We start from the raw sequence: 19,265 nt of genomic DNA, 5'->3' as shown, positions 1-19,265 counted from the left end.
AATATCACGGGAACAGCATGGACAAGACAAGCCGAAGCCGGGGCAGGGGGACGGGGCGCGCGACGCTCGAGCAGGTCGCGGGCATGGCTGGCGTGTCGATCATGACCGCTTCGCGCGCACTGAGCCAGCCGAAGCTGGTGTCCGACGCCACGCGCAGCAAGGTCGAGCATGCCGTGGCTGAACTGGGTTACGTGCCCAATCGCGCCGCGCGGGCGCTGGCCTCGTCGCAGTCGCACGTGATCGTGGTGCTGGTGCCGTCGCTGTCGAACGCCGTGTTCACTGCCGTCCTCGAAGGCATCCACGACGCCGTCGCGCCTGGCCAGTACCAGCTCCTGATCGGCAATACCTATTATTCGCAGCTCGAAGAAGAAAAGCTGCTGCGCACCTATCTGCAGTCGAACCCCGACGGCATCCTGTTCTCGAGCCAGGTGCGCAGCCCCGCCGTGGCCAAGATGCTGGCGGCATCGCAGGTGCCGGCGGTGGCCATGATGGATTTGTCCGATGATCCGGCCGTGCTGTCGGTCGGCTTTTCGCAGTACGAGGCCGGCATGGCCATGACACGCCACCTGATCGGCAAGGGGTACACACGCATCGGCTTCATCGGCGCCCAGCTCGACGAGCGCACGCTGCGCCGCGCCGATGGCTACCGCGCGGCGATGGCGGCGGCCGGCCTGGCCGACCCCGGCCTCGAGCTGATGGTGCCCGAACGCTCGACGATCGCACTGGGCGCCGGCCTGATGGCGCAGATGCTGGCGCTGCGGCCCGACTGCGACGCCGTCTTTTGCTGCAACGACGACCTGGCCCACGGCGCCGTGTTCCACTGCCAGCGGCAAGGCATCCGCATCCCGCAGGACATCGCGGTATGCGGCTTCAATGACTTGCCCGCGTCGGCCTGGATGATGCCGTCACTGACGACGGTCGACACGCCGCGCTACCAGATCGGCTTCGAAGCCGCCGGCCTGCTGCTGCAGGTGATCAGGGGCGAAGAACCGGCCGAGCGGCGCATCGACCTTGGCTTCACGCTGCGCGACCGCGAGAGCGCATAAGGGGCATCAGTAGGTTTTGTAGGGCAGGAATTTGCCCGACAAGACCACGTTCACGCGATCGCCTTTCGGGTCTTCGGTGCGCTGGATATCCATCGAAAAATCGATGGCGCTCATGATGCCGTCACCGAATTCTTCGTGGATCAGTTCCTTGATCGTGGTGCCATACACGCTGACCAGTTCATACCAGCGATAGATCAGCGGGTCGGTCGGCACGGCCGTCGGCAGCGAGCCTTTGTACGGCACGATCTGCAGCCAGGCGATGGCTTCATCGGACAACTCGAACAGCTTGCCGACCGCTTCGGCCTGCGGCTTGGTCAGCGTCATCTGGCCCAGGCAGGCGGCGGTGGTCCATTCCTTCGACAGGCCCGTGGCCTCGGTCACGTCGCGCCACTTGATGCCCTTGCGGACTTTCGCGGATACGATCAGTTTGGTGACATCTTCACGGCATGAAATCATGTTGGCTGCTCCAGAAAGTGGGGAAGGTAGGTGCTCACGCCTTACCTCAGCAAGGGGCGTGCCATGCATGAAGTCACGACGAAGCAGACACACCGGGCCTGCCACGCCAGCAAGAAGCCAGCAGCATGTCAGCGAAATGCGCACTGCGCGGGCACAGCCGCCCGAAATGGGTGCATGGCCTGTGGGTTTACATTTCCAGGCAGGGCGCGCACAATCGCGGTATGTTTGTTAGCGTTAACATAAGGCAATGACGACAGAACCAACGAGCGATAACAAGGGAACGGCCTGGGTCATCATGGGCGTGAGCGGCTGCGGCAAGAGCCAGATCGGCGCGCGCTTGGGCAACCAGCTCGGCGTGGAATTCATCGAGGGCGATGCCTATCACTCCGACGTGAACATCGCGCGCATGTCGGCTGGTACGCCGCTGACCGACGACGACCGCCACGACTGGCTCGTGACGTTGCGTGACCTGCTGGCACGGCGCGAGGGCGGGGCGGTGCTGTCATGTTCGTCGCTCAAGCGCAGCTACCGCGACCTGCTGCGGGGTGCCGGCGGCGATGTGCGCTTCGTGCACCTGGCCGGCGAGCGCAGCCTGCTGGCCGAGCGCGTCAGCAATCGCCCCGGCCACTACATGCCGCCATCGCTGCTCGACAGCCAGCTGGCAACGCTCGAACCGCTGCAGCCGGACGAAGCGGGCATCACGCTCGACATCCGCGACACGCCGGCGCAACTGGTGGCGCAGATTCTCGCCAGCGCCTAGGTGCTGGCTGCCGGCGCGCCTGGCGCCGGTGTCCTGAAGCGGGCCACGTCGCGCATCGGCGGCAGGCCGAACATGCGGGCGTACTCGCGGCTGAACTGCGACGCGCTTTCGTAGCCGACCGTGAATGCCACCGACGCCGCATCGAACGGCTCGAACAGCAGCAGCCGGCGCGCCTTCAACAGGCGCAGGCTTTTCTGGTACTGGATCGGCGTCATTGCGGTGACTGCCCTGAAGTGGCGATAGAAGGCCGCGACGCTCATCCCGGCCAGCGCCGCCAGGGGGCCAACGCGCAGCGGCTGCGCCATGTGGTCGCGAATCCAGTCGATCGCGCGGCGCACCTGCGACAGGCGACTGTCGGCGTGCGCGATCTGGCGCAGCACATCGCCATGCGGCCCCTGGAGAACGCGAAACAGGATCTCGCGCTCGATCAGCGGCGCCATCATCGCCACGTCGTCAGGCCGCGCGACCAGCTGCATCATGCGCAGCCAGGCATCGATCAGGTCAGGGCCTGCCTGCGCAACGCCGACGTCGGCACCATGCGCGACCTTGCCGGCAGCGGGCAGGTCGGCCAGCATGGCGGCAATGATGGCCGGGTCCAGCGCCAGGCTCACGGCGAGATACGGCGCCGTGCCCGATTGCGCGGTGATCTGGCCAAGCGCCGGCAACGCCACCGGCACGACGAAGTAGCCGGGCGCCTCGATGTGCACGACCTGGCCGCCGATGGACAGGCTCTTTGACCCCTGCAGCACCAGATGCAGCATCGGGCCATAGACCTGGTTCGAACATGCTTCGGCGCGCACCATGGCCACCCGCGGCAGACCGGTCGCGGTCCAGGTGTCGCCCGCGCTCATTGCAATGGCGCGCAGCGCGTTCAGCGCTACATTGCCTGCTTCGCCTGTCGCATCGGTGATCGCTTTATCCATGCCCGAATATAGCACCGGCCACGCCGGCGCAACGGGCTTTGAGAAGAATAGGCAAGCATGCGCGAAGAACCGGCATGTGGCGCATGCCGCGCCTGCGTAGCATCGTCCTGGTCGCCGGAGCCATTGGGCTTCGGGACACATCGACCAAGGACACACCATGAAACTGACCAATAAAATCGCCGTCGTCACCGGCGCATCGAGCGGCATCGGCGCCGGCATTGCCCGAGCATTCGGCGCCGAGGGCGCCACCGTCATCGTGAACTACGCCAGCAGCAAGGCGGGCGCCGATGCGGTGGTCGCCTCGATCGAGGCCGCCGGCGGCAAGGCAGTCGCGCTGCAGGCCGACATGAGCAAGGCAGCCGACGTGGCGGGCCTGTTCGAGCGCGTGAAGGCCGATTACGGCACGCTCGACATCCTCGTCAACAATGCCGGCGTGGCCGTCTTCGAGATGGTGGCCGAGATGACGGAAGACGCGTTCCACAAGCAGTTCAATGTCAACGTGCTTGGCTACTTTTTGGCGATTCGCGAAGCACTCAAGGTGTTCAAGGATGGCGGCAGCATCATCAACATCAGCTCGATCCTGAGCACCGACCCGTACCTGGCGTCGAGCGTGTACGCCGCCACCAAGGGCGCCGTCGATACGCTGACGTTCGCACTGGCGCGTGAACTGGGACCGCGCGGCATCCGCGTCAATGCGATCCTGCCGGGCCACACGAACACGCCCGCCACTGCCGGCAACTTTGACGGTGATTTCGGCAAGATGCTGATTGCCGGGACGCCCCTCGGCCGCTTCGGCGAGCCGGAAGACATCGCGCCGGTGGCCGTGTTCCTGGCATCGGGCGACGCGCACTGGGTTACCGGCGAATCGCTGCGCGCCGCCGGCGGCGTGCGCGGTGTGGGCTACTAGGCACTGCCTCGCCAGCGCAAGGTAAAGCGATATATGCGCATCGGATAAACCGGTGCGCGGCATGCAGATGTGTTTGACGCACCCCTGAAATCGGACTATATTTTTTAAAGCAAATTGGAAAGGGTTCCAATCAAGTATTCCGCATCAAAACCATTCGAGACCAACGCAAAGTTGGCGGCGTGTGGCATGGCAATCCGGCACGGCCACATTTTCTTGTCATGAGAAAAGAGGAGTCAACGTGAGTCATCTACACCAGCAACACCGCTCCAAATGGAAGCCGTTCCAGCTGCTTGCCGCCGGCCTCGCGCTGGCGTGGAGCACGCAAGCCACCGCCAGCGTCACCAATCCCGTCATCGGCCAGCTGCTGTGGTCCGAAGAATTCAACGGCGCCAGCGTGAATACCGGCGTCTGGAACCTGCAGGACGGGAACGGTCGCCAGATTGGTCTGTGCGGCTACGGCAACGCCGAACTGCAGACCTACAGCCCGAACAACGCCAGCATTGCCAACGTGCCGTTCGAATCGGGCACGCGCGCGCTGGCGATCCAGGCGCGCAGCCAGACCGTGGGCAGCACTCTGTTTACGTCGGCGCGACTCGATACCCGCAACAAGGTGCAGGTGCAGTACGGGATGATCGAGGTGCGCATGGCCACGCCGAACCTGGGCACCGGCCTGTGGCCGGCCGCCTGGATGCTGGGCGTGAGTCCGCAGACCTGGCCGCGCAACGGCGAGATCGATATCATGGAGATGGGGCACAAGGCCGCGGTGCGGGCCGAGGGCGGGGCGCCGTTGTCCAACCATTTCGTCGGCGCGAACGTGATCACCTGGCAGCAGGCCGCCTGCGTGCCCGGCAACGAGAGCTGCGCCGCATCGACCGCGTGGCAGACCGATAACTGGCACGTGTCTGCCACGTCGCTGGCCAACCGCTTCGTCACCTACCGCTTCTACTGGACCGAGAGCGAAATGCGCTTCTCGGTCGTCGACAACGGCGTCGAGCACAATCTGTACAACGCGCCGCTGGCGGTCAATTCGAGCGCGCTGCAGGCGCCGTTCTACCTGCTGCTGAACATGGCCGTGGGCGGCAACTTCACCGATGCGGCCAATGCCAGCCAGGTCACGGCGCCGCTGCCGGGCACGATGTATGTCGACTATGTGCGCGTGTACCAACTCGATGGCAAGGGGCAAGTCAAGCTGGGCGACCAGACCGCGCCCGAAGTCGCCGGCAAGTTCGGCGTGTTCACCGACAACACGGCGGTCGACGCCAAGCTGGTGCCTGGCACGAACGCCGACATCTACCTGTGGAATACTGCGTCCACCGGCGCCGGCAACACTGCGCCATATGAAGGCAGCAACGTCATCGCCTGGAACTACACCTCGCCGGGCCAGTGGTTTGGCGGCGGCATCCAGGCGCGTCAGGCGCGCAACCTGAGTGCGTACCGGGCCAATGGCGTCGTCAACTTCCGCATCAAGATCCCGGCGAACGTGGGCTTCCGGATTGGCGTGGGCGACACCTACACCAACCAGAACTGGATCAACTTCCCGGCCAATACGACCGCGTATGGCCTGGTGCGCAACGGGCAATGGGCGCAAGCCTCGATCCCCGTCTCGACGCTGCTTGGCCCCCTGGTGGCGGCGCAGTCGCTCTTCGATGTCTTCATGATCTCGAGTATCGACGGCAGCCTGCCGGCATCTGGCTTCCAGTTCGCGATCGACGATATCGTGTGGAAGGCGGGCGGCAATGTGGCCACCAGGATGCTGACGCAAGTCGCAACCACGTCGGTAAGTCAGACGGGGCCCACGACGCTGGAATTTCGCACCATGACCAAAGGGTGGGCCGATGTGCATTACACCGTCAATGGCGGCGCGCAGGAGAACGTGCGCATGTTGCTGCGCAGCGGCGTGAATACCTTCACGGCCGGTGGACTCAAGGCGGGCGATGTCGTGCGTTATACCTTCACGTACTGGGACACCGCGCGTAACTTTGCAGTCGACACGGCGCCACAGACGTTCACCATGAAATAAACCTTGCCGGTCGGGCCGCCTAGCGGACCGTCACCTGCAAGCGATACGTGCGGCCCGCGTCGATGTTGTCGATGCGGGCCACGGCCAGTTCAATACCGTCGCAGACCACCACCGTGCGCTCGACTGCACCGCGCCGGATGTCCACCTCGAACGTCGCACCACGGAAGCGCCGCGTGACCGTCATGCCCGGCCAGCCGGATGGCAGTTGCGGATTGACCGTCAAGCCATTCGCATCACCCTTCAACCCACACAGGCCTTCAATCAGGCAGCGATACACCCAGGCCACGGTGCCCGTGTTGAACAACTGGCTCGAGCGCCCGGCCGTGCGCGGGTACTCGTGGTACGCGCCGCGGTAGTAGTTGGGGATGAAGACGGGCAGCTGGCCGCGCTGCAGGTAGTCGGCCAGGTCCGGACCCGGAATCATCTTGCGCAGCGCGTCGAAGGCGCGGTCTGCTTCGCCAATCGTGTACAGGCTGAAAATGTAGAACACGGCGGCGTGGTTGTAGACCGCGCCGTTCTCGGCCGAGCCGGGATGCTTTTGCGTGACGCGCCCGATGTCTTCGCGCATGGCGCTGTAGGGCGGGGCAAACATCTGCACGCCGTAGGGTGTCTTCAGTTGCGCGTCGATCTCGGGCAGCATCTGCGCGCGCTGCGCGTCGTTTGCGGCGCCCGACAGGAATGCCCAGCTTTGCGGGTTCAGGTAGATGCGGCCCTCGGTATCGGCCGCCACGCCGAACTTGACGTCGTCGTCAGTGATGCCGCGTGCGAACCAGCTGCCATCCCACAGGTGCGCGTTGGCCGAGGCGTTCATGGCGGCGGCGCCATCGCGGTAGCGTGCCTGCATCGCTCCATCATTGCGTGCAGCGCAGACGTCCGCCCACAGGTTCAGCGCGTACGCGGCCGCCACGGTCAGCCAGCCCGAGACGCCGCGGCCCTTGTAGCCGACCATGTTCATCGGATCGCACCAGTCGCCCTGTTCGATGTAGCTGAGGCCCCGCGCATCGCGGCGCAGCAAGAGCCAGTCCATCGCCAGGCAGATGCGCTCGAACGCGGATTTGACGTCGCCGCCGTGCGCGGTGACCGGCACGTCGAGGATCGCGCTGTCACCCGTTTCATCGAGGTAGGCTTGCAGGCACACGGGCAGCCAGACGCAGTGGTCGGTGTGCGGGATCTGGTTAATGTATTTGAGTTCGGCGCCTTCGAACAGCAGGATCCCGTCCGGCATGGCGCCGTTGGCTTCCTGCTGGCTGAGTGCATGCAGGAAGGCAGCGCGGGCAGCGGCCGGCTTGACGAACACCATGCCCATATTGTCCTGCAGGTAGTTGCGGGTCTGCGGGTCGGTGCTGAGGCGATTGACGTCGCCGTGGTAATACACCTGGCGCGCCAGCCACGTGTTGACAAAATTATCCAGCTCGGGGTCGGGCGTGGCGATCTGCAGCACGCCGTCGCCCTCGGCGATGTAGGCGGCGTAGTCGCGGGCGGCAGCGGCGAAACCTTCTTCGCTCAGGTAGCGCTGGCGCAGCAGGGCAATCTCGGCATCGTCGAACGCAGGGCCGAACAGCAGGCGGCGCGTGGCGGCCTCGCCGGGAGCCAGGGCCAGGCGGTACTGGACGACGGCGGCGGGCGTTTCGTAGCGCGCGTCGCCGCAGGGCAGCAGCGCGGGCGCCAGCGTCGATGGCGCATGCAGGCCGCCTTCGCCTTCAAAAACCTTTTGCCCAGTTTCCCAGGCATCGGGCGCGTGCTCGCACAGCAGCACGGTACGGTCTTTCAGCAGGCGGTTCTTGAAGAAATCGTCCAGCTTCTGGTACGGCGTGATGCAGGTTGCGACGATGCCGCCAAGGTCGTGCCGGTACTCCGCCGACTGGTTCATCCACGACATGTAGCCGACCGTGAAGTACGGGTAGATGCTGATGCGGCGCGGGCGCGCCGACAAATTGGTGACGGCCACCGTCCACAGTTCGGCCACGTCGTCGACCGGCAGCGCGAGCGTCAGGTCGATGCGGATGCCCAGTTTTTCGATCGTCCATTGCAGGTCGGTGCGCCCGACCGAGAACGCATAGCGGTCGAGCCCCCCGCGCACCGGTTCGTACGGCGCCGAGAACAGCTCGCCCGTGTCTTCGTCTTTCACGTACACGAAGCGGCCCGGATGGTGGGCATAGTAATTCTGCTCCGGCTGCATGAACGATTTTGCTTCCATGTTCGGGCCGTGCGAGTACTTGCCGGGTTCGGGCTGCATGAACTGCGCAGTGGCGTAGCCGCGGCAGGTCGTCTGGATCATCATCCTGCGGTTCCACAGGAAGCCGCCCGCCTGCGGCATGGCGGTCGGGCTGGTAAGCACATAGCGGTCGTCTTGCGGGTACAGCATCGGGGCAATCTCCGTTGGATTCATGGCGCCGCCTTGCGCGCGGCCAGTTCGGCGCCCATGCGCGCCAGGGCCTTGGCGTCGAGGTTATACAAGCACATGACCAGCACGGCCACCAGCGCAAAGGCGGCCGGCACGAACGACATCAGCCAGACGATGCCGGCCTGCGAGCCGATGCTCTGCGCCGCGTTGGGCACGTAGCCGAGCCAGGTGAAAACAGCGCCGATGACGCTGACCGCCACCGCAGTACCGAGCTTTTGTGAAAAGGTCGCGGCGGCGAAGGTCATCGCGGTGGCGCGCCGGCCGGTGCGCCATTCGTTGTAGTCGGCGGTGTCGGCATACATCGAGAACGCCAGCGGCGACTTGGGCCCGAGCACCAGGCCCAGGCCTGCCTGCAGCACGAACATCAGGTCGATCCGGTCGGCCGGGATCAGGAAGAACAGCGACGACAGCACGGCGGTGCAGCTCATCAAACCGATCATCAACAGCTTCTTGTCGATGAAGCGCGTGAGCAGCGGCGTGCAGGCTGCGCCGACGGCGGCAAACACCATATAGGTCGGCACGAAGGTCGCCATCAGCTCGGGGCGGCCGACGACGTACTTGAAGTAGTAGGCCGAGGTCGTGGTGCGCAGCGTGATCGTCACCATGATGACCAGGGCCAGCACGAACAGCACGACCCAGGGCCGGTTGGAGGCCAGGTCGCGGATGTCGCGCCAGACGTCGCTCTTCTGGCCGGGCGGGGGCAGCACGCGTTCGCGCGTATTGAGGAAGGTGATGAGGAACATGACTGATGCGGCCACGCTCCACGCAAGCATCGTCAATTGCCAGCCGCGCACGTCGTCACCAGCGCCGAGCCACGCCACCATCGCCGGCGTGGCGGCTGTGACGAGCGTGCTGCCGGCGAAGGCGAAGATGAAGCGCAGGCCGTTGATCGTCGAGCGCTCCTGCGGATCGTTCGAGATCACGCCCGAGAGCGCGTTGTAGGGGATGTTCACGCAGGTGTAGCAGACCATCATCGCGAGATAGCTGCCGTAGGCCCACAGCAGCTTGCCGTTGGCGTCGAGGTCGGGCGTGGTGTAGGTGAGCACGGCTGCCGCGCCAAGGGGGATCGACATCCAGATCAGGTAGGGGCGGAACTTGCCGAAGCGGGTATTGGTGCGGTCGGCAAAGGCGCCGATCACGGGGTCGGTGAAGGCGTTGATCAGCTTGATCGAGGCGAGCAGGGTGGCTGCCTGCGCCGCCGAGATGCCGAACGTGTCGGTGTAGAAGATCAGCAGGAAGGTGGCGATATTGGCCCAATAAAAATTGAAGCCCATGTCGGCCACGCCATAGCTGATCTTTTCTCGCCAGCCGAGGTTGCCGCCCGTCGCCACAGGTGTCTCAGGCCCGCGCTTGAACATTGATTGTCTCCAGATATTTTTATGGTGATGCCAGCATTGAGTGGTAACGCTAACATCGGGCAAGTATGGCGCTGCCGGGATGGCGTGTCAACACACCGCAGCGTGTCGGCGCGCCGTACTGAAATATGGTTGTTTTGATCATTGCTCTACACTGCCGGGGCAGCTTGCCATCACACGCTTTGACTAGAGGAGTCGATTGACCACCATGATCCTGCCGGCCCGAATGCAATTCCTGATGAACCGTCTGCGCGAGCGCCTGTGGGTCAAGCCCATGATCGCCTGCGTCCTGTCCGTTGCCGGCGTGGCGCTGGCGCATCTGGTCGACAGCATCCCGATCGACTGGAAGGTGCCGGAAATCGCGCAAGGCTCGATCGTCGACCTGCTCAAGGTCATTGCCGCCAGCATGCTGGGCGTCGCGACGTTCGCCGTTGCCTCGATGGTGGCCGCGTATGCGTCGACCGGGCAGTCGGCCACCGAGCGCGCGTTTCCGCTCGTGATTGCCGATGACGTCTCGCAGAACGCGCTGTCGATCTTTGTCGGCGCCTTCATCTTTGCCATCATCGGCCTGAGCGCGACGACCAACGATTACTTTGGCAAGCCAGGCCGGTTCACCCTGTTCGTGCTGACCCTGCTGACGCTGGTGATCGTCGTGCTCGTGTTCGTGCGCTGGGTCGACAGCATCGCGCGCCTGGGGCGCCTGGGCGCCGTGATTACCCGGGTCGAACGTGCGGCTGCCGAAGCGATGGCGCGCCGCATCCGGTTGCCCTGCATGGGCGGCATGGTGGCCTTCGGGCCACCGGCCGGCCTGGCCTTTCACAGCCAGGCGAGCGGCTACCTGCAGCGGGTGGACATGGATGCCCTGCAGCGCATCGCTGCCGAGCGCAAGCTGCGCATCACGCTGGCGGTCGCACCCGGGGCGCTGATCGTCTGCTCGCGCCCGATCGGGTACGTGCTGCCCGATGGCGAAGACGCCGGCACGATCGAACCGGACCTGATCGCCAAGGCATTTACCATTGGCCCACTGCGCCAGTTCGACGAAGACCCGGGCTTCGGGCTGGTCGTGCTGACCGAGATCGGCAGCCGCGCGCTGTCCCCGGGCATCAACGATCCCGGCACTGCCATTGTCGTTCTCAATGCGGTCTTCCGGATCTTCGATGCGTGGACCCATCCCGGTTTCAGCGCCGAGCCGGACCATGACCGCGTCGAAGTGCCGCCGCTGTCGCTGGGCGACATGTTCAACGATGTCTTCCCCCCACTGGCCCGCGATGGTGCCGGGGTGCTGGAAATCGCGCTGCACCTGCAGTGGGTGTGCGGCGAGCTGGGCCGTTGCGGCGATCCCCACCTGCGCGCCATGGCGCAGTGCCAGGCCGACGAAGCCCTGGCACGCTCGGCAGCTGCACTGGATTTTGCGCCGGACCTGGCGCAACTGCGCCGCCGGCATGCCGATTACTGGGGGCCGGCATGAGGGCTTGTGCCAGCAGGCTGCGCAGCATTCTCCTGCCCTGGTGTCTTGCGCCGGCGATGCTGATGCCGGCAACCGGCCTGTGCGCAGCAGAACCGGGCGGCATGCTGCCGTTTGCCGGTGAGCTGCACAGTTCGACCAAGGTGTTCCCTGCACGGCTGGCGGCGTTTGCCAGCTGCGCAGATCGCCCGCGCATCTTCGGCAAGGTCGAAGGCAGGCGCTATCGCATCGACCTGCCTGCGGGCACGCGCTGCATGGTCTTTGTCGGTGAACAAGAGTGGGAAGCCATGCCGCTTGTCGTCGAGGATGTCAACGTGACGGTCCCGCTGCCGCTGCTGGTGTACCCGAGGCAGGTGCCGCAACCAGAACTCGCGCGCGAACTGCTCGAACTGGGCAGGGACGACCAGGCATTGCGCGGCGAACATGCGCGCCCGAATGATCCGGACGCCCTCGAACGCCTGCGGGTAGATGATGCGGCGCGACAGCAGCGGCTGGCGGCGATCATCGCCACCCATGGCTGGCCGACATTGTCGATGGTGGGCTGGGAAGCTGCCAATGCTGCCTGGCTCATCGCCCAGCACGCACCGCTGGCGCGCTTGAAACCATGGCTCGCGCTGATGCAGGAGGCCGCCACCAGGCACGAGATCGCGCCGTACAACCTGGCGACGTCGATCGACCGTGTCCGCGTGTACGAAGGCAGGAAGCAAATCTACGGCACCCAATACCGTCCGGACGACAAGAAACAGGGGGCGCCGTACCCGATCGAAAACATCGAGCGCCTCGAGCAACGCCGCCTGCAAATGGGCTTGCCACGCAGGTAGCCGCGACAACTTGTTACCAAGTCATGCAATCCGCATGTTGCGACTGGCGGTTTCGGGCGTAAGCTTCGGGTCTGTCCATTGGAGCGATGAAGATGACGATAATCCGGATCATGGCGCTGGCTGTTGGCGTGCTCGCCGCGTGTGCGGCGCAGGCGCAGGAACTGCTGCCGGTACAGACGCCGGCCGGCCCGGCGGTGCTCGAGGCCGATCAGCTGCACGAACCCGACCCGTTTGCCGGAACGCGCACGAGCGCGTCGCGCGTGTACAGCGCGAACGTTGCCGCACAACCCAATGACCACATCTTCAAGGGCTTCCGGCGCGATCCGCGGCTGATTGCCGGGGTCAAGGTCGCCCCGCATGTCGCGCTGGAGGCCGGTTACGTCAATCTGCCCGACCGCGGCCTGTACCGGGAAGAGCAGGGCAGGGCCGAGGGAGCATCGCAGGGGCTCGGCGAGAAAGGCTCGAGCAACCATCTGGCCGTCAAGGTGTCGACCCCCGAGGATGCGCGCCTGTCTGCGTATGCCAAGGCGGGGATCGCGTACAGCGAAATCAAGCGCAGCATCAATGCCGGGCCCGATACATGGGTTCACAACGGCGCTGGTCCGGAAATCGATTCCGGGTCCGATACGGGGCTGTATACGGGCGCTGGTGCCAAACTCAAGCTCGACAAATCAACATCGGTCAACGCCGAGTTCTCGCGGCATGGCGACACGGCCAAGAAGCTTGGCCGTGTCATCCGGGACGGCATCAAGGGTAATATGCAGCTGGGCTTCTGATCCCGTCAGTGCGCCGCTGCGGGCGCCGCCGCGACCGGCGCCGAAGCACGCTTGGCCACCTTGTCGTCACGCAGCTCTTCCGGATCGCGCAGCGGAATCATCAGGAATGCACTGAGCGCATACAGGCCGGCAAAGATCCAGATGATGCCAGCCACGCCCAGCGATGCGCTGAAGATGGCAACAATGGCCGGCCCGACCCAGGTCGATGCACCCGCGCCCAGGCTCAGCACCGACAGTGCGGCAGCGCGGTTTTTCGGCACCAGCAGCGGCATCAGTGCCGACAGGGGCACGAAGCCGCCCAGCGTCATGCCGTACATCGCGCCGAACAGCGCGGCGATGTAGAAGTTACCGATGAACAGCTGCGGCATGTAGAAGAACAGCGGCGTCGTGATGGCGCTGCCGACGGCGCCCATCCAGATCACGGTGTTGCGCAGGCCGAAGCGGGTGGCCAGGCGGCTCGAGATGATGTTGCCGGCAATATTGGCGACAAAAATCACCGTCACGAGGCGCAGCCACTGCTCCAGCGTGAAGCCGATGACGTCCATGAAGAAGCCCGGCAACACGATGAAGAAACCAAACATCGACGCGGTGTTGATGGTACGCACTACGCCGCTGAGCGAGGTCTTCGGTTCTTCCCACATGATCGAGACGCTGCCCATCAGTGATGTCAGCGGCTTTTCACCAACTGGTGCCAGGCGCTTCGTCCCGGCGGCATCCTTCACGCACAGCAGGGCCAGCGCGGCGCCGGCAATTACCAGGATCAGCGACAGCCAGAACGTGGCCAGCGCACCGATCAATGGCACCGAGAAACTGGCCACCAGCGCGCCGAGAGTCGGCAGGCCGGCTGCATACGCCACCCAGAACCAGCCCATCGCCAGGCCCAGTTTCTTGGCCGGCGTGGCGGCGACAATCCAGACCAGGAAGCCGTAAGCGAACAGCGGATAGCCGAAGCCGCGCAGGGCGTAGCCGGCCAGCATCATCGGATAGCTCATCTGGCCGACGCCGAACGTCAGGAACACCACCTGGAACACGACCCAGATACCGGCGCCGATCAGCATGACTTTCTTCGGCCCCCAGATATTCGACAGCGCACCGGCACACCAGGATCCGATCGCCACTGTCACGCCATACACGGTGAACAGGACCGCAATGTCGGCTTCGACCATGTTTTTCTGGGCCAGGTAAGGCGCCAGATAACCGAGCTCGACGCCATCGCCGATCATGAAGACCAGCAGGCCGACAAAGCCCCACAGCAGTGAGCGGGGAATCCCGAGTTTCTCGCACAGCCTGTCAAGGATGCCCGGTTGGGAAGAGGGGAGATGTGGCGATGCCGTTGGCATGCGGTTTGTTGTTGGAGACAAATTAGCACCTGCAAAATCGTGGCGTTCGTGAACGCGATGGGCGACCCGGAAGGGGCGAAGTGCGCGCAGCGGGGGCGCGTAATAGGGCAGTTCCGGAGAGGAACTCAGGGCAAGGATGCCCGTGACATGCCGTGGGAACGGCAAGCAACGACACGTGACCGCGCCATTGCGTGAGACCGGAGTTGATCTTTCCCAATAGTATCACATTTGCACAAATGTGTTAACTTGTTAGTGAATTTCGTGCGGATGTGCGATGTTGTTGAAAGATACGATCAGGATGTAAAAAACCGCCGTGCCCGGAGCGGGGACGGCGGTTTTTGCAGGCAGTGGCTGGAAGCTCAGAACTCTTCCCACTCCGCTTCATTCATCTTGGTCGTGGCGACCGGCTTGCTGGCTGGCTTGCTGACTGGTTTTGCTGCCTGCTTTTCTGCGGCCTTGCTCACTGGCTCCTCTGCAGGCGTAGCAGCAGGTTTGGCCGTCGCACGCGGCGCCGGCTTGCTCAGCGCCGGCCGTGCCGGTGGCGGACGCTTGACGGGTGCGCTGGCGACGACGGGCGTCGTGTGCGCGGCGTCGAGCTTGAACACGTCGACCACCTGCGCCAGGCGCTTGGCCTGATCCTGCAGCGATGCCGTGGCGGCGGTGGCTTCTTCGACCAGTGCGGCGTTCTGCTGGGTCGCGTTGTCCATCTGGCCCATGGCCTGATTCACCTGGTCGATGCCGGTGATCTGCTCCTGGCTGGCCGACGAGATCTCGCCCATGATGTCGGTCACGCGGCGGATCGAGTCCACCACTTCGCGCATCGTCGCGCCGGTCTGGTCGACCAGCTTGGTGCCGGTGTCGACCTTCTCGACCGAATCGCCGATCAGGCCCTTGATTTCCTTGGCGGCGGCTGCCGAGCGTTGCGCCAGCGTGCGCACTTCGGACGCGACGACGGCAAAGCCGCGGCCCTGTTCGCCGGCGCGTGCAGCTTCCACGGCAGCGTTCAGGGCCAGGATATTGGTCTGGAACGCAATGCCGTCGATGACGCTGATGATGTCGACAATCTTGCGCGACGACTCGTTGATCGAGCCCATCGTGGCGACGACCTGGTCGACCGAGGCGCCGGCCTGCGTCGCGACGCTCGAGGCAGCAATCGCCAGCTGGTTGGCCTGGCGCGCATTGTCGGCGTTCTGGCGCACGGTGCCCGTCAGTTCTTCCATCGAGGCAGCGGTTTCTTCCAGCGCTGCGGCCTGCTGTTCGGTGCGGCTTGACAGGTCGAAACTGCCGGCGGCGATCTCGCCCGAGGCGCCGCTGATGGTCTGGGTACCGGTGCGCACTTCGTCGACGATCCTGGCCAGGCTGGCATTCATATTGCCCAGCGCGCGCAGCAGGGCGCCCGTTTCATCGCTGGCGCTGCTGTCGATGCGCACGGTCAGGTCGCCGGCGGCGACTTGTTCGGCAGCCTGCACGGCGCGGCGCAGCGGCCCGGTGATCGAGCGGGTCAGCAGCCAGGCGAAGACGCCGCCCAGCAGCAGGGCGCCGGCTGCCAGCGAGCCGATGACGACCTTGCCCCGAGCGGCGGTGCCGGCAATCATTGCGGCGCTGTCGCTGATGTGCTTTTGCTGCAGGTTCACCAGGTCATGGACGCGCTCTTCATAGGCCTTGGCGGCCGGCGTGAATTGCTGGTTCAGGATCTGTTCAGCCAGTTCGGTATTGCCCTCGCCCTTGGCCTTGACGGCGCCGTCGCGTGCCTTGCTGTAGGCGGCGCGGTGTTCCATCACCGACTTGAACAGGGCCGTTTCCTCGTCACCCGTAATCAACGGTTCGATCTTCTTGACCAGATCGGCCGACAGCTTGCCGGTGGCGGCCGCGTCTTCCTTGAAGTATGCGGTCAGCGAGCCATCGCTGCTCTTGACGATGGCGGCGGTGCGGCGCACGGCGGCGAAAATCTGCGTGTACCACTCGGCGATCATGCGTTCTTTCGCGAGTGGCTCGGCCAGGATGATCTGCGTTTCCTGCGCAACCTGGTTCAGTCGCCAGACGCCAACGGTCGCGATGATGACCGTCATCAAGAGGGTCACTAAGAACCCTGCTGCCAGTCGCGTTCCGATATTGAGTTTGATGAAGTTGCCCATGTTTTGATCTGCGTGAAGTAGGTGAATGCGGCGCGGTCAGGGACCGGGGATGAGTGACCCGCCGACTGTCTCGACCGGTGTTGTAATTTACTTAAAGTTTAAAGTTGCTTGTGACAATTATTGCCCAAGTGAAACGAAAATGCACCCAGAATGGGTGGTAATTTGTGGTTTTGTGACCGGCCAGCGACAGTACTGCCAGAGAAGTTAACGCCTTGATATGAGGCGATATTTGCCGCCATAAGGTATAATTTCTATTTCCCGCGTGTGCCGTTCGGCACCATCAGCACAATGACCAAATTCGTATTCGTCACTGGCGGCGTCGTCTCTTCCCTGGGCAAAGGGATTGCAGCCGCCTCCCTCGCCGCAATCCTCGAGAGCCGCGGTCTCAAAGTCACCATGCTCAAGCTCGATCCGTACATCAACGTCGATCCGGGCACCATGAGTCCAACCCAGCACGGCGAAGTGTTCGTCACCGACGACGGCGCCGAGACTGACCTCGACCTTGGCCACTACGAGCGTTTCATCAGCACCCGCATGAAAAAGGTGAATAATTTCACCACGGGCCAGATCTATGAATCGGTGATCCGCAAGGAACGTCGTGGCGAATACCTCGGCAAGACCGTGCAGGTGATCCCGCACATCACCAACGAGATCCAGGATTACATCCGCCGCGGCGCCGAAGGCGTCGACGTGGCGCTGGTCGAAATCGGCGGCACCGTCGGCGACATCGAGTCGCTGCCGTTCCTTGAAGCCGCGCGCCAGCTGTCGCTGCGTTCGGGCCGCAAGGGTGCCGCATTCGTGCACCTGACGCTCGTGCCGTTCATCGCCTCGGCCGGCGAACTCAAGACCAAGCCGACCCAGCACAGCGTGCAGAAGCTGCGCGAAATCGGCATCTCGCCCAACGCGCTGCTGTGCCGCGCCGACCGCCCGATTCCCGACGACGAACGCGCCAAGATTTCGCTGTTCGCCAACGTCGAAGAGCAGGCCGTCATCTCGGTGTGGGACGTCGACACCATCTACAAGGTGCCGCAAGTGCTGTGCGACCAGGGCCTGGATGACATCATCCTCGAAGCCCTTGGCCTGGACGCACCAAAAGCCGACCTGTCGATGTGGACCAAGCTGATTCACACGCTCGAGAATCCAAAGCACGAAGTCACGATCGGCATGGTCGGCAAGTACGTCGACCTGATCGAGTCGTACAAGTCGCTGACCGAAGCGCTGCGCCATGCCGGCATCCATACCGAAAGCCGCGTCAACATCGAGTATCTCGATTCCGAAGAAATCGAAACCCGCGGCTGCGACCACCTGGCCAAGTACGATGCAATCCTGGTGCCGGGCGGCTTCGGCAAGCGCGGCGTCGAAGGCAAGATCGCCGCTGCCCGCTACGCCCGCGAAAACAAGATCCCGTACCTGGGCATCTGCCTGGGCATGCAGGTCGCGCTGATCGAGTACGCACGTAATATGGCGGGCCTGGCCAACGCCAACTCGACCGAATTCGATCCGGAAACCGACCAGCCGGTCGTGGCCCTGATCACCGAGTGGCAAAACCACGACGGCAAGGTCGAAAAGCGCGACACCAACTCGAACCTGGGCGGCACGATGCGCCTGGGCGCGCAGACCTGCGCCGTCAACCCGGGCACGCTGGCCGCCGAAATCTACGGCAACGTCGTTACCGAGCGTCACCGTCACCGCTACGAAGGCAACAACCACTACCTGCCGAAGGTCGAGGCTGCCGGCCTGACCGTGTCGGCGCGTACGCCGAACGAAGACCTGTGCGAAATCATGGAGTTGCCACGTACCGGCGCGAACTCGCACCCTTGGTATATGGGCGTGCAGTTCCACCCCGAGTTCAAGTCGACGCCGCGCAACGGCCACCCGCTGTTCACGTCGTTCATCAGGGCCGCCCTCGCGCACCAGGCATCGAACACCAACACTGCCGCCAACGTTGAACTGGCCGCACCAGCACTCCAAGGAGACGCAGCATGAAACTCGCCGGATTCGACGTCGGCCTCGAGCACCCGATCTTCCTGATCGCCGGCACCTGCGTGATCGAATCGCGCCAGATGGCGATGGACACGGCGGGCACGCTCAAGGAAATCACCGCGGCACTGGGTATCCCGTTCATCTACAAATCGTCGTTTGACAAGGCCAATCGCTCGTCGGGCAAATCGTTCCGCGGCCCTGGTATTGAAAAGGGCCTCGAGATCCTGGCCGACGTGCGCCGCGAAATCGGTGTGCCGGTCCTGACCGACGTGCATGACGCCGAGATGATCCCGCATGTCGCGAGCATCGTCGACGTGCTGCAAACGCCAGCGTTCCTGTGCCGCCAGACCGATTTCATCAACGCCTGCGCGCGTTCGGGCAAGCCGGTCAATATCAAGAAGGGCCAGTTCCTGGCCCCGGGCGACATGAAGAACGTCATCGACAAGGCGCGCGCCGCTGCGCGCGACGCCGGCCTCGAAGAAGACAATTTCATGGCCTGCGAGCGCGGCGTCTCGTTCGGCTACAACAACCTGGTCTCGGACATGCGTGGCCTGGCCATCATGCGCGAATCGAACTGCCCGGTCGTGTTCGATGCGACCCACTCGGTGCAGCTGCCGGGCGGGCAGGGCACGTCCTCGGGCGGCCAGCGCGAGCACATTCCTGTGCTGTCGCGCGCCGCCGTGGCGTCGGGTATTGCCGGCCTGTTCATGGAAACGCACCCGGATCCGGCCAATGCGATGTCGGATGGTCCGAATGCGGTGCCGCTGGCGCGCATGAAGGAGCTCCTGACGACGCTGGTCGAGATCGACCGCGTCGTCAAGAAGTCGCCGTTCCTGGAATTCGACTTCAAGTAACCGTTCAGGTTTGGATGCAC

Annotated in this window: 15 protein-coding genes; 9 read left to right on the top strand and 6 right to left on the bottom strand. The window is 64.2% G+C overall.

Features of this window, described 5'->3' with window-relative positions; translation table 11 throughout:
• Positions 1–17: 17 nt before the first annotated feature.
• Complete coding sequence (gene gntR / locus AC56LW_RS03180) at positions 18–1,046, top strand: HTH-type transcriptional regulator GntR (protein WP_332531441.1); 1,029 nt, start codon at positions 18–20, stop codon at positions 1,044–1,046.
• A 6-nt stretch (positions 1,047–1,052) separates the two neighbouring features.
• On the opposite strand, the gene cynS is transcribed toward gntR, so the two are convergent.
• A complete protein-coding gene (gene cynS / locus AC56LW_RS03175; RefSeq protein WP_499503319.1) occupies positions 1,053–1,502 on the bottom strand; it encodes a cyanase in 450 nt (149 codons plus the stop codon).
• A gap of 247 nt (positions 1,503–1,749) precedes the next feature.
• Here cynS and AC56LW_RS03170 point away from each other — a divergent pair, with 247 nt between their 5' ends.
• Positions 1,750–2,262, top strand: a complete 513-nt coding sequence (locus AC56LW_RS03170; protein WP_499631534.1) for a gluconokinase — start codon at positions 1,750–1,752, stop codon at positions 2,260–2,262.
• Here the strand turns inward: AC56LW_RS03170 and AC56LW_RS03165 are convergent.
• Complete coding sequence (locus tag AC56LW_RS03165; protein ID WP_499631531.1) at positions 2,259–3,185, bottom strand: AraC family transcriptional regulator; 927 nt, start codon at positions 3,183–3,185, stop codon at positions 2,259–2,261. The two genes, AC56LW_RS03170 and AC56LW_RS03165, sit on opposite strands and share 4 nt — an antisense overlap.
• A gap of 157 nt (positions 3,186–3,342) precedes the next feature.
• Between AC56LW_RS03165 and AC56LW_RS03160 the strand changes: the two genes are divergently transcribed.
• Positions 3,343–4,092, top strand: coding sequence for an SDR family NAD(P)-dependent oxidoreductase (locus tag AC56LW_RS03160; protein ID WP_499631528.1), 750 nt, complete (start codon positions 3,343–3,345; stop codon positions 4,090–4,092).
• Between the two features lie 238 nt (positions 4,093–4,330).
• On the top strand, positions 4,331–6,112 hold the full coding sequence (locus AC56LW_RS03155; protein WP_499631525.1) for a glycoside hydrolase family 16 protein: 1,782 nt from the start codon (positions 4,331–4,333) through the stop codon (positions 6,110–6,112).
• A 19-nt stretch (positions 6,113–6,131) separates the two neighbouring features.
• On the opposite strand, the gene AC56LW_RS03150 is transcribed toward AC56LW_RS03155, so the two are convergent.
• Both AC56LW_RS03150 and AC56LW_RS03145 read right to left on the bottom strand, forming a co-directional pair.
• The gene (locus AC56LW_RS03150) at positions 6,132–8,501 is read right to left on the bottom strand and encodes a GH36-type glycosyl hydrolase domain-containing protein (protein ID WP_499631522.1); all 2,370 of its coding nucleotides are present in this window, start codon (positions 8,499–8,501) and stop codon (positions 6,132–6,134) included.
• Positions 8,498–9,874, bottom strand: a complete 1,377-nt coding sequence (locus AC56LW_RS03145; RefSeq protein WP_332531448.1) for an MFS transporter — start codon at positions 9,872–9,874, stop codon at positions 8,498–8,500. Before AC56LW_RS03145 ends, AC56LW_RS03150 begins: the two co-directional genes overlap by 4 nt.
• 205 nt (positions 9,875–10,079) lie before the next feature.
• On the opposite strand from AC56LW_RS03145, the gene AC56LW_RS03140 reads away from it, so the two are divergent.
• The 3 genes from AC56LW_RS03140 to AC56LW_RS03130 all read left to right on the top strand — a co-directional run bounded on the left by AC56LW_RS03140 (position 10,080) and on the right by AC56LW_RS03130 (position 12,933).
• Complete coding sequence (locus tag AC56LW_RS03140; RefSeq protein WP_499632875.1) at positions 10,080–11,339, top strand: DUF2254 domain-containing protein; 1,260 nt, start codon at positions 10,080–10,082, stop codon at positions 11,337–11,339.
• 56 nt (positions 11,340–11,395) lie between these two features.
• Entirely contained in the window at positions 11,396–12,157 is a 762-nt protein-coding gene (locus AC56LW_RS03135) for a DUF6624 domain-containing protein (protein ID WP_499631519.1), read from the top strand.
• Positions 12,158–12,249: 92 nt separating this feature from the next.
• Positions 12,250–12,933 carry an outer membrane beta-barrel protein gene (locus AC56LW_RS03130; RefSeq protein WP_499631516.1) on the top strand — a complete coding sequence of 228 codons (684 nt, stop codon included), beginning with the start codon at positions 12,250–12,252 and terminating at the stop codon, positions 12,931–12,933.
• A gap of 5 nt (positions 12,934–12,938) precedes the next feature.
• On the opposite strand, the gene AC56LW_RS03125 is transcribed toward AC56LW_RS03130, so the two are convergent.
• Both AC56LW_RS03125 and AC56LW_RS03120 read right to left on the bottom strand, forming a co-directional pair.
• A complete protein-coding gene (locus tag AC56LW_RS03125; protein ID WP_332531451.1) occupies positions 12,939–14,273 on the bottom strand; it encodes an MFS transporter in 1,335 nt (444 codons plus the stop codon).
• 359 nt (positions 14,274–14,632) lie between these two features.
• Positions 14,633–16,408 carry a methyl-accepting chemotaxis protein gene (locus tag AC56LW_RS03120; protein ID WP_499631514.1) on the bottom strand — a complete coding sequence of 592 codons (1,776 nt, stop codon included), beginning with the start codon at positions 16,406–16,408 and terminating at the stop codon, positions 14,633–14,635.
• 288 nt (positions 16,409–16,696) lie between these two features.
• Between AC56LW_RS03120 and pyrG the strand changes: the two genes are divergently transcribed.
• Together pyrG and kdsA are read left to right on the top strand one after the other, a co-directional pair.
• On the top strand, positions 16,697–18,394 hold the full coding sequence (pyrG, locus tag AC56LW_RS03115; RefSeq protein ID WP_499631511.1) for a CTP synthase: 1,698 nt from the start codon (positions 16,697–16,699) through the stop codon (positions 18,392–18,394).
• Positions 18,391–19,245 carry a 3-deoxy-8-phosphooctulonate synthase gene (kdsA, locus tag AC56LW_RS03110; RefSeq protein WP_332531454.1) on the top strand — a complete coding sequence of 285 codons (855 nt, stop codon included), beginning with the start codon at positions 18,391–18,393 and terminating at the stop codon, positions 19,243–19,245. Before pyrG ends, kdsA begins: the two co-directional genes overlap by 4 nt.
• Positions 19,246–19,265: the final 20 nt, after the last annotated feature.

The sequence above is a fragment of the Telluria sp. LT2P80 genome (assembly GCF_059685955.1).
This window is presented reverse-complemented; position numbering and strand designations above follow the sequence as displayed.

Bases quoted from the DNA above. Each gene is read 5' to 3' on its own strand.
- kdsA (WP_332531454.1), top strand. From the start codon at position 18,391: ATGAAACTCGCCGGATTCGACGTCGGCCTCGAGCACCCGATCTTCCTG.
- AC56LW_RS03150 (WP_499631522.1), bottom strand. From the start codon at position 8,501: ATGAATCCAACGGAGATTGCCCCGATGCTGTACCCGCAAGACGACCGC.
- AC56LW_RS03135 (WP_499631519.1), top strand. From the start codon at position 11,396: ATGCTGATGCCGGCAACCGGCCTGTGCGCAGCAGAACCGGGCGGCATG.
- pyrG (WP_499631511.1), top strand. From the start codon at position 16,697: ATGACCAAATTCGTATTCGTCACTGGCGGCGTCGTCTCTTCCCTGGGC.
- AC56LW_RS03160 (WP_499631528.1), top strand. From the start codon at position 3,343: ATGAAACTGACCAATAAAATCGCCGTCGTCACCGGCGCATCGAGCGGC.
- AC56LW_RS03140 (WP_499632875.1), top strand. From the start codon at position 10,080: ATGATCCTGCCGGCCCGAATGCAATTCCTGATGAACCGTCTGCGCGAG.
- AC56LW_RS03130 (WP_499631516.1), top strand. From the start codon at position 12,250: ATGACGATAATCCGGATCATGGCGCTGGCTGTTGGCGTGCTCGCCGCG.
- cynS (WP_499503319.1), bottom strand. From the start codon at position 1,502: ATGATTTCATGCCGTGAAGATGTCACCAAACTGATCGTATCCGCGAAA.
- AC56LW_RS03120 (WP_499631514.1), bottom strand. From the start codon at position 16,408: ATGGGCAACTTCATCAAACTCAATATCGGAACGCGACTGGCAGCAGGG.
- AC56LW_RS03170 (WP_499631534.1), top strand. From the start codon at position 1,750: ATGACGACAGAACCAACGAGCGATAACAAGGGAACGGCCTGGGTCATC.
- AC56LW_RS03145 (WP_332531448.1), bottom strand. From the start codon at position 9,874: ATGTTCAAGCGCGGGCCTGAGACACCTGTGGCGACGGGCGGCAACCTC.
- gntR (WP_332531441.1), top strand. From the start codon at position 18: ATGGACAAGACAAGCCGAAGCCGGGGCAGGGGGACGGGGCGCGCGACG.
- AC56LW_RS03125 (WP_332531451.1), bottom strand. From the start codon at position 14,273: ATGCCAACGGCATCGCCACATCTCCCCTCTTCCCAACCGGGCATCCTT.
- AC56LW_RS03165 (WP_499631531.1), bottom strand. From the start codon at position 3,185: ATGGATAAAGCGATCACCGATGCGACAGGCGAAGCAGGCAATGTAGCG.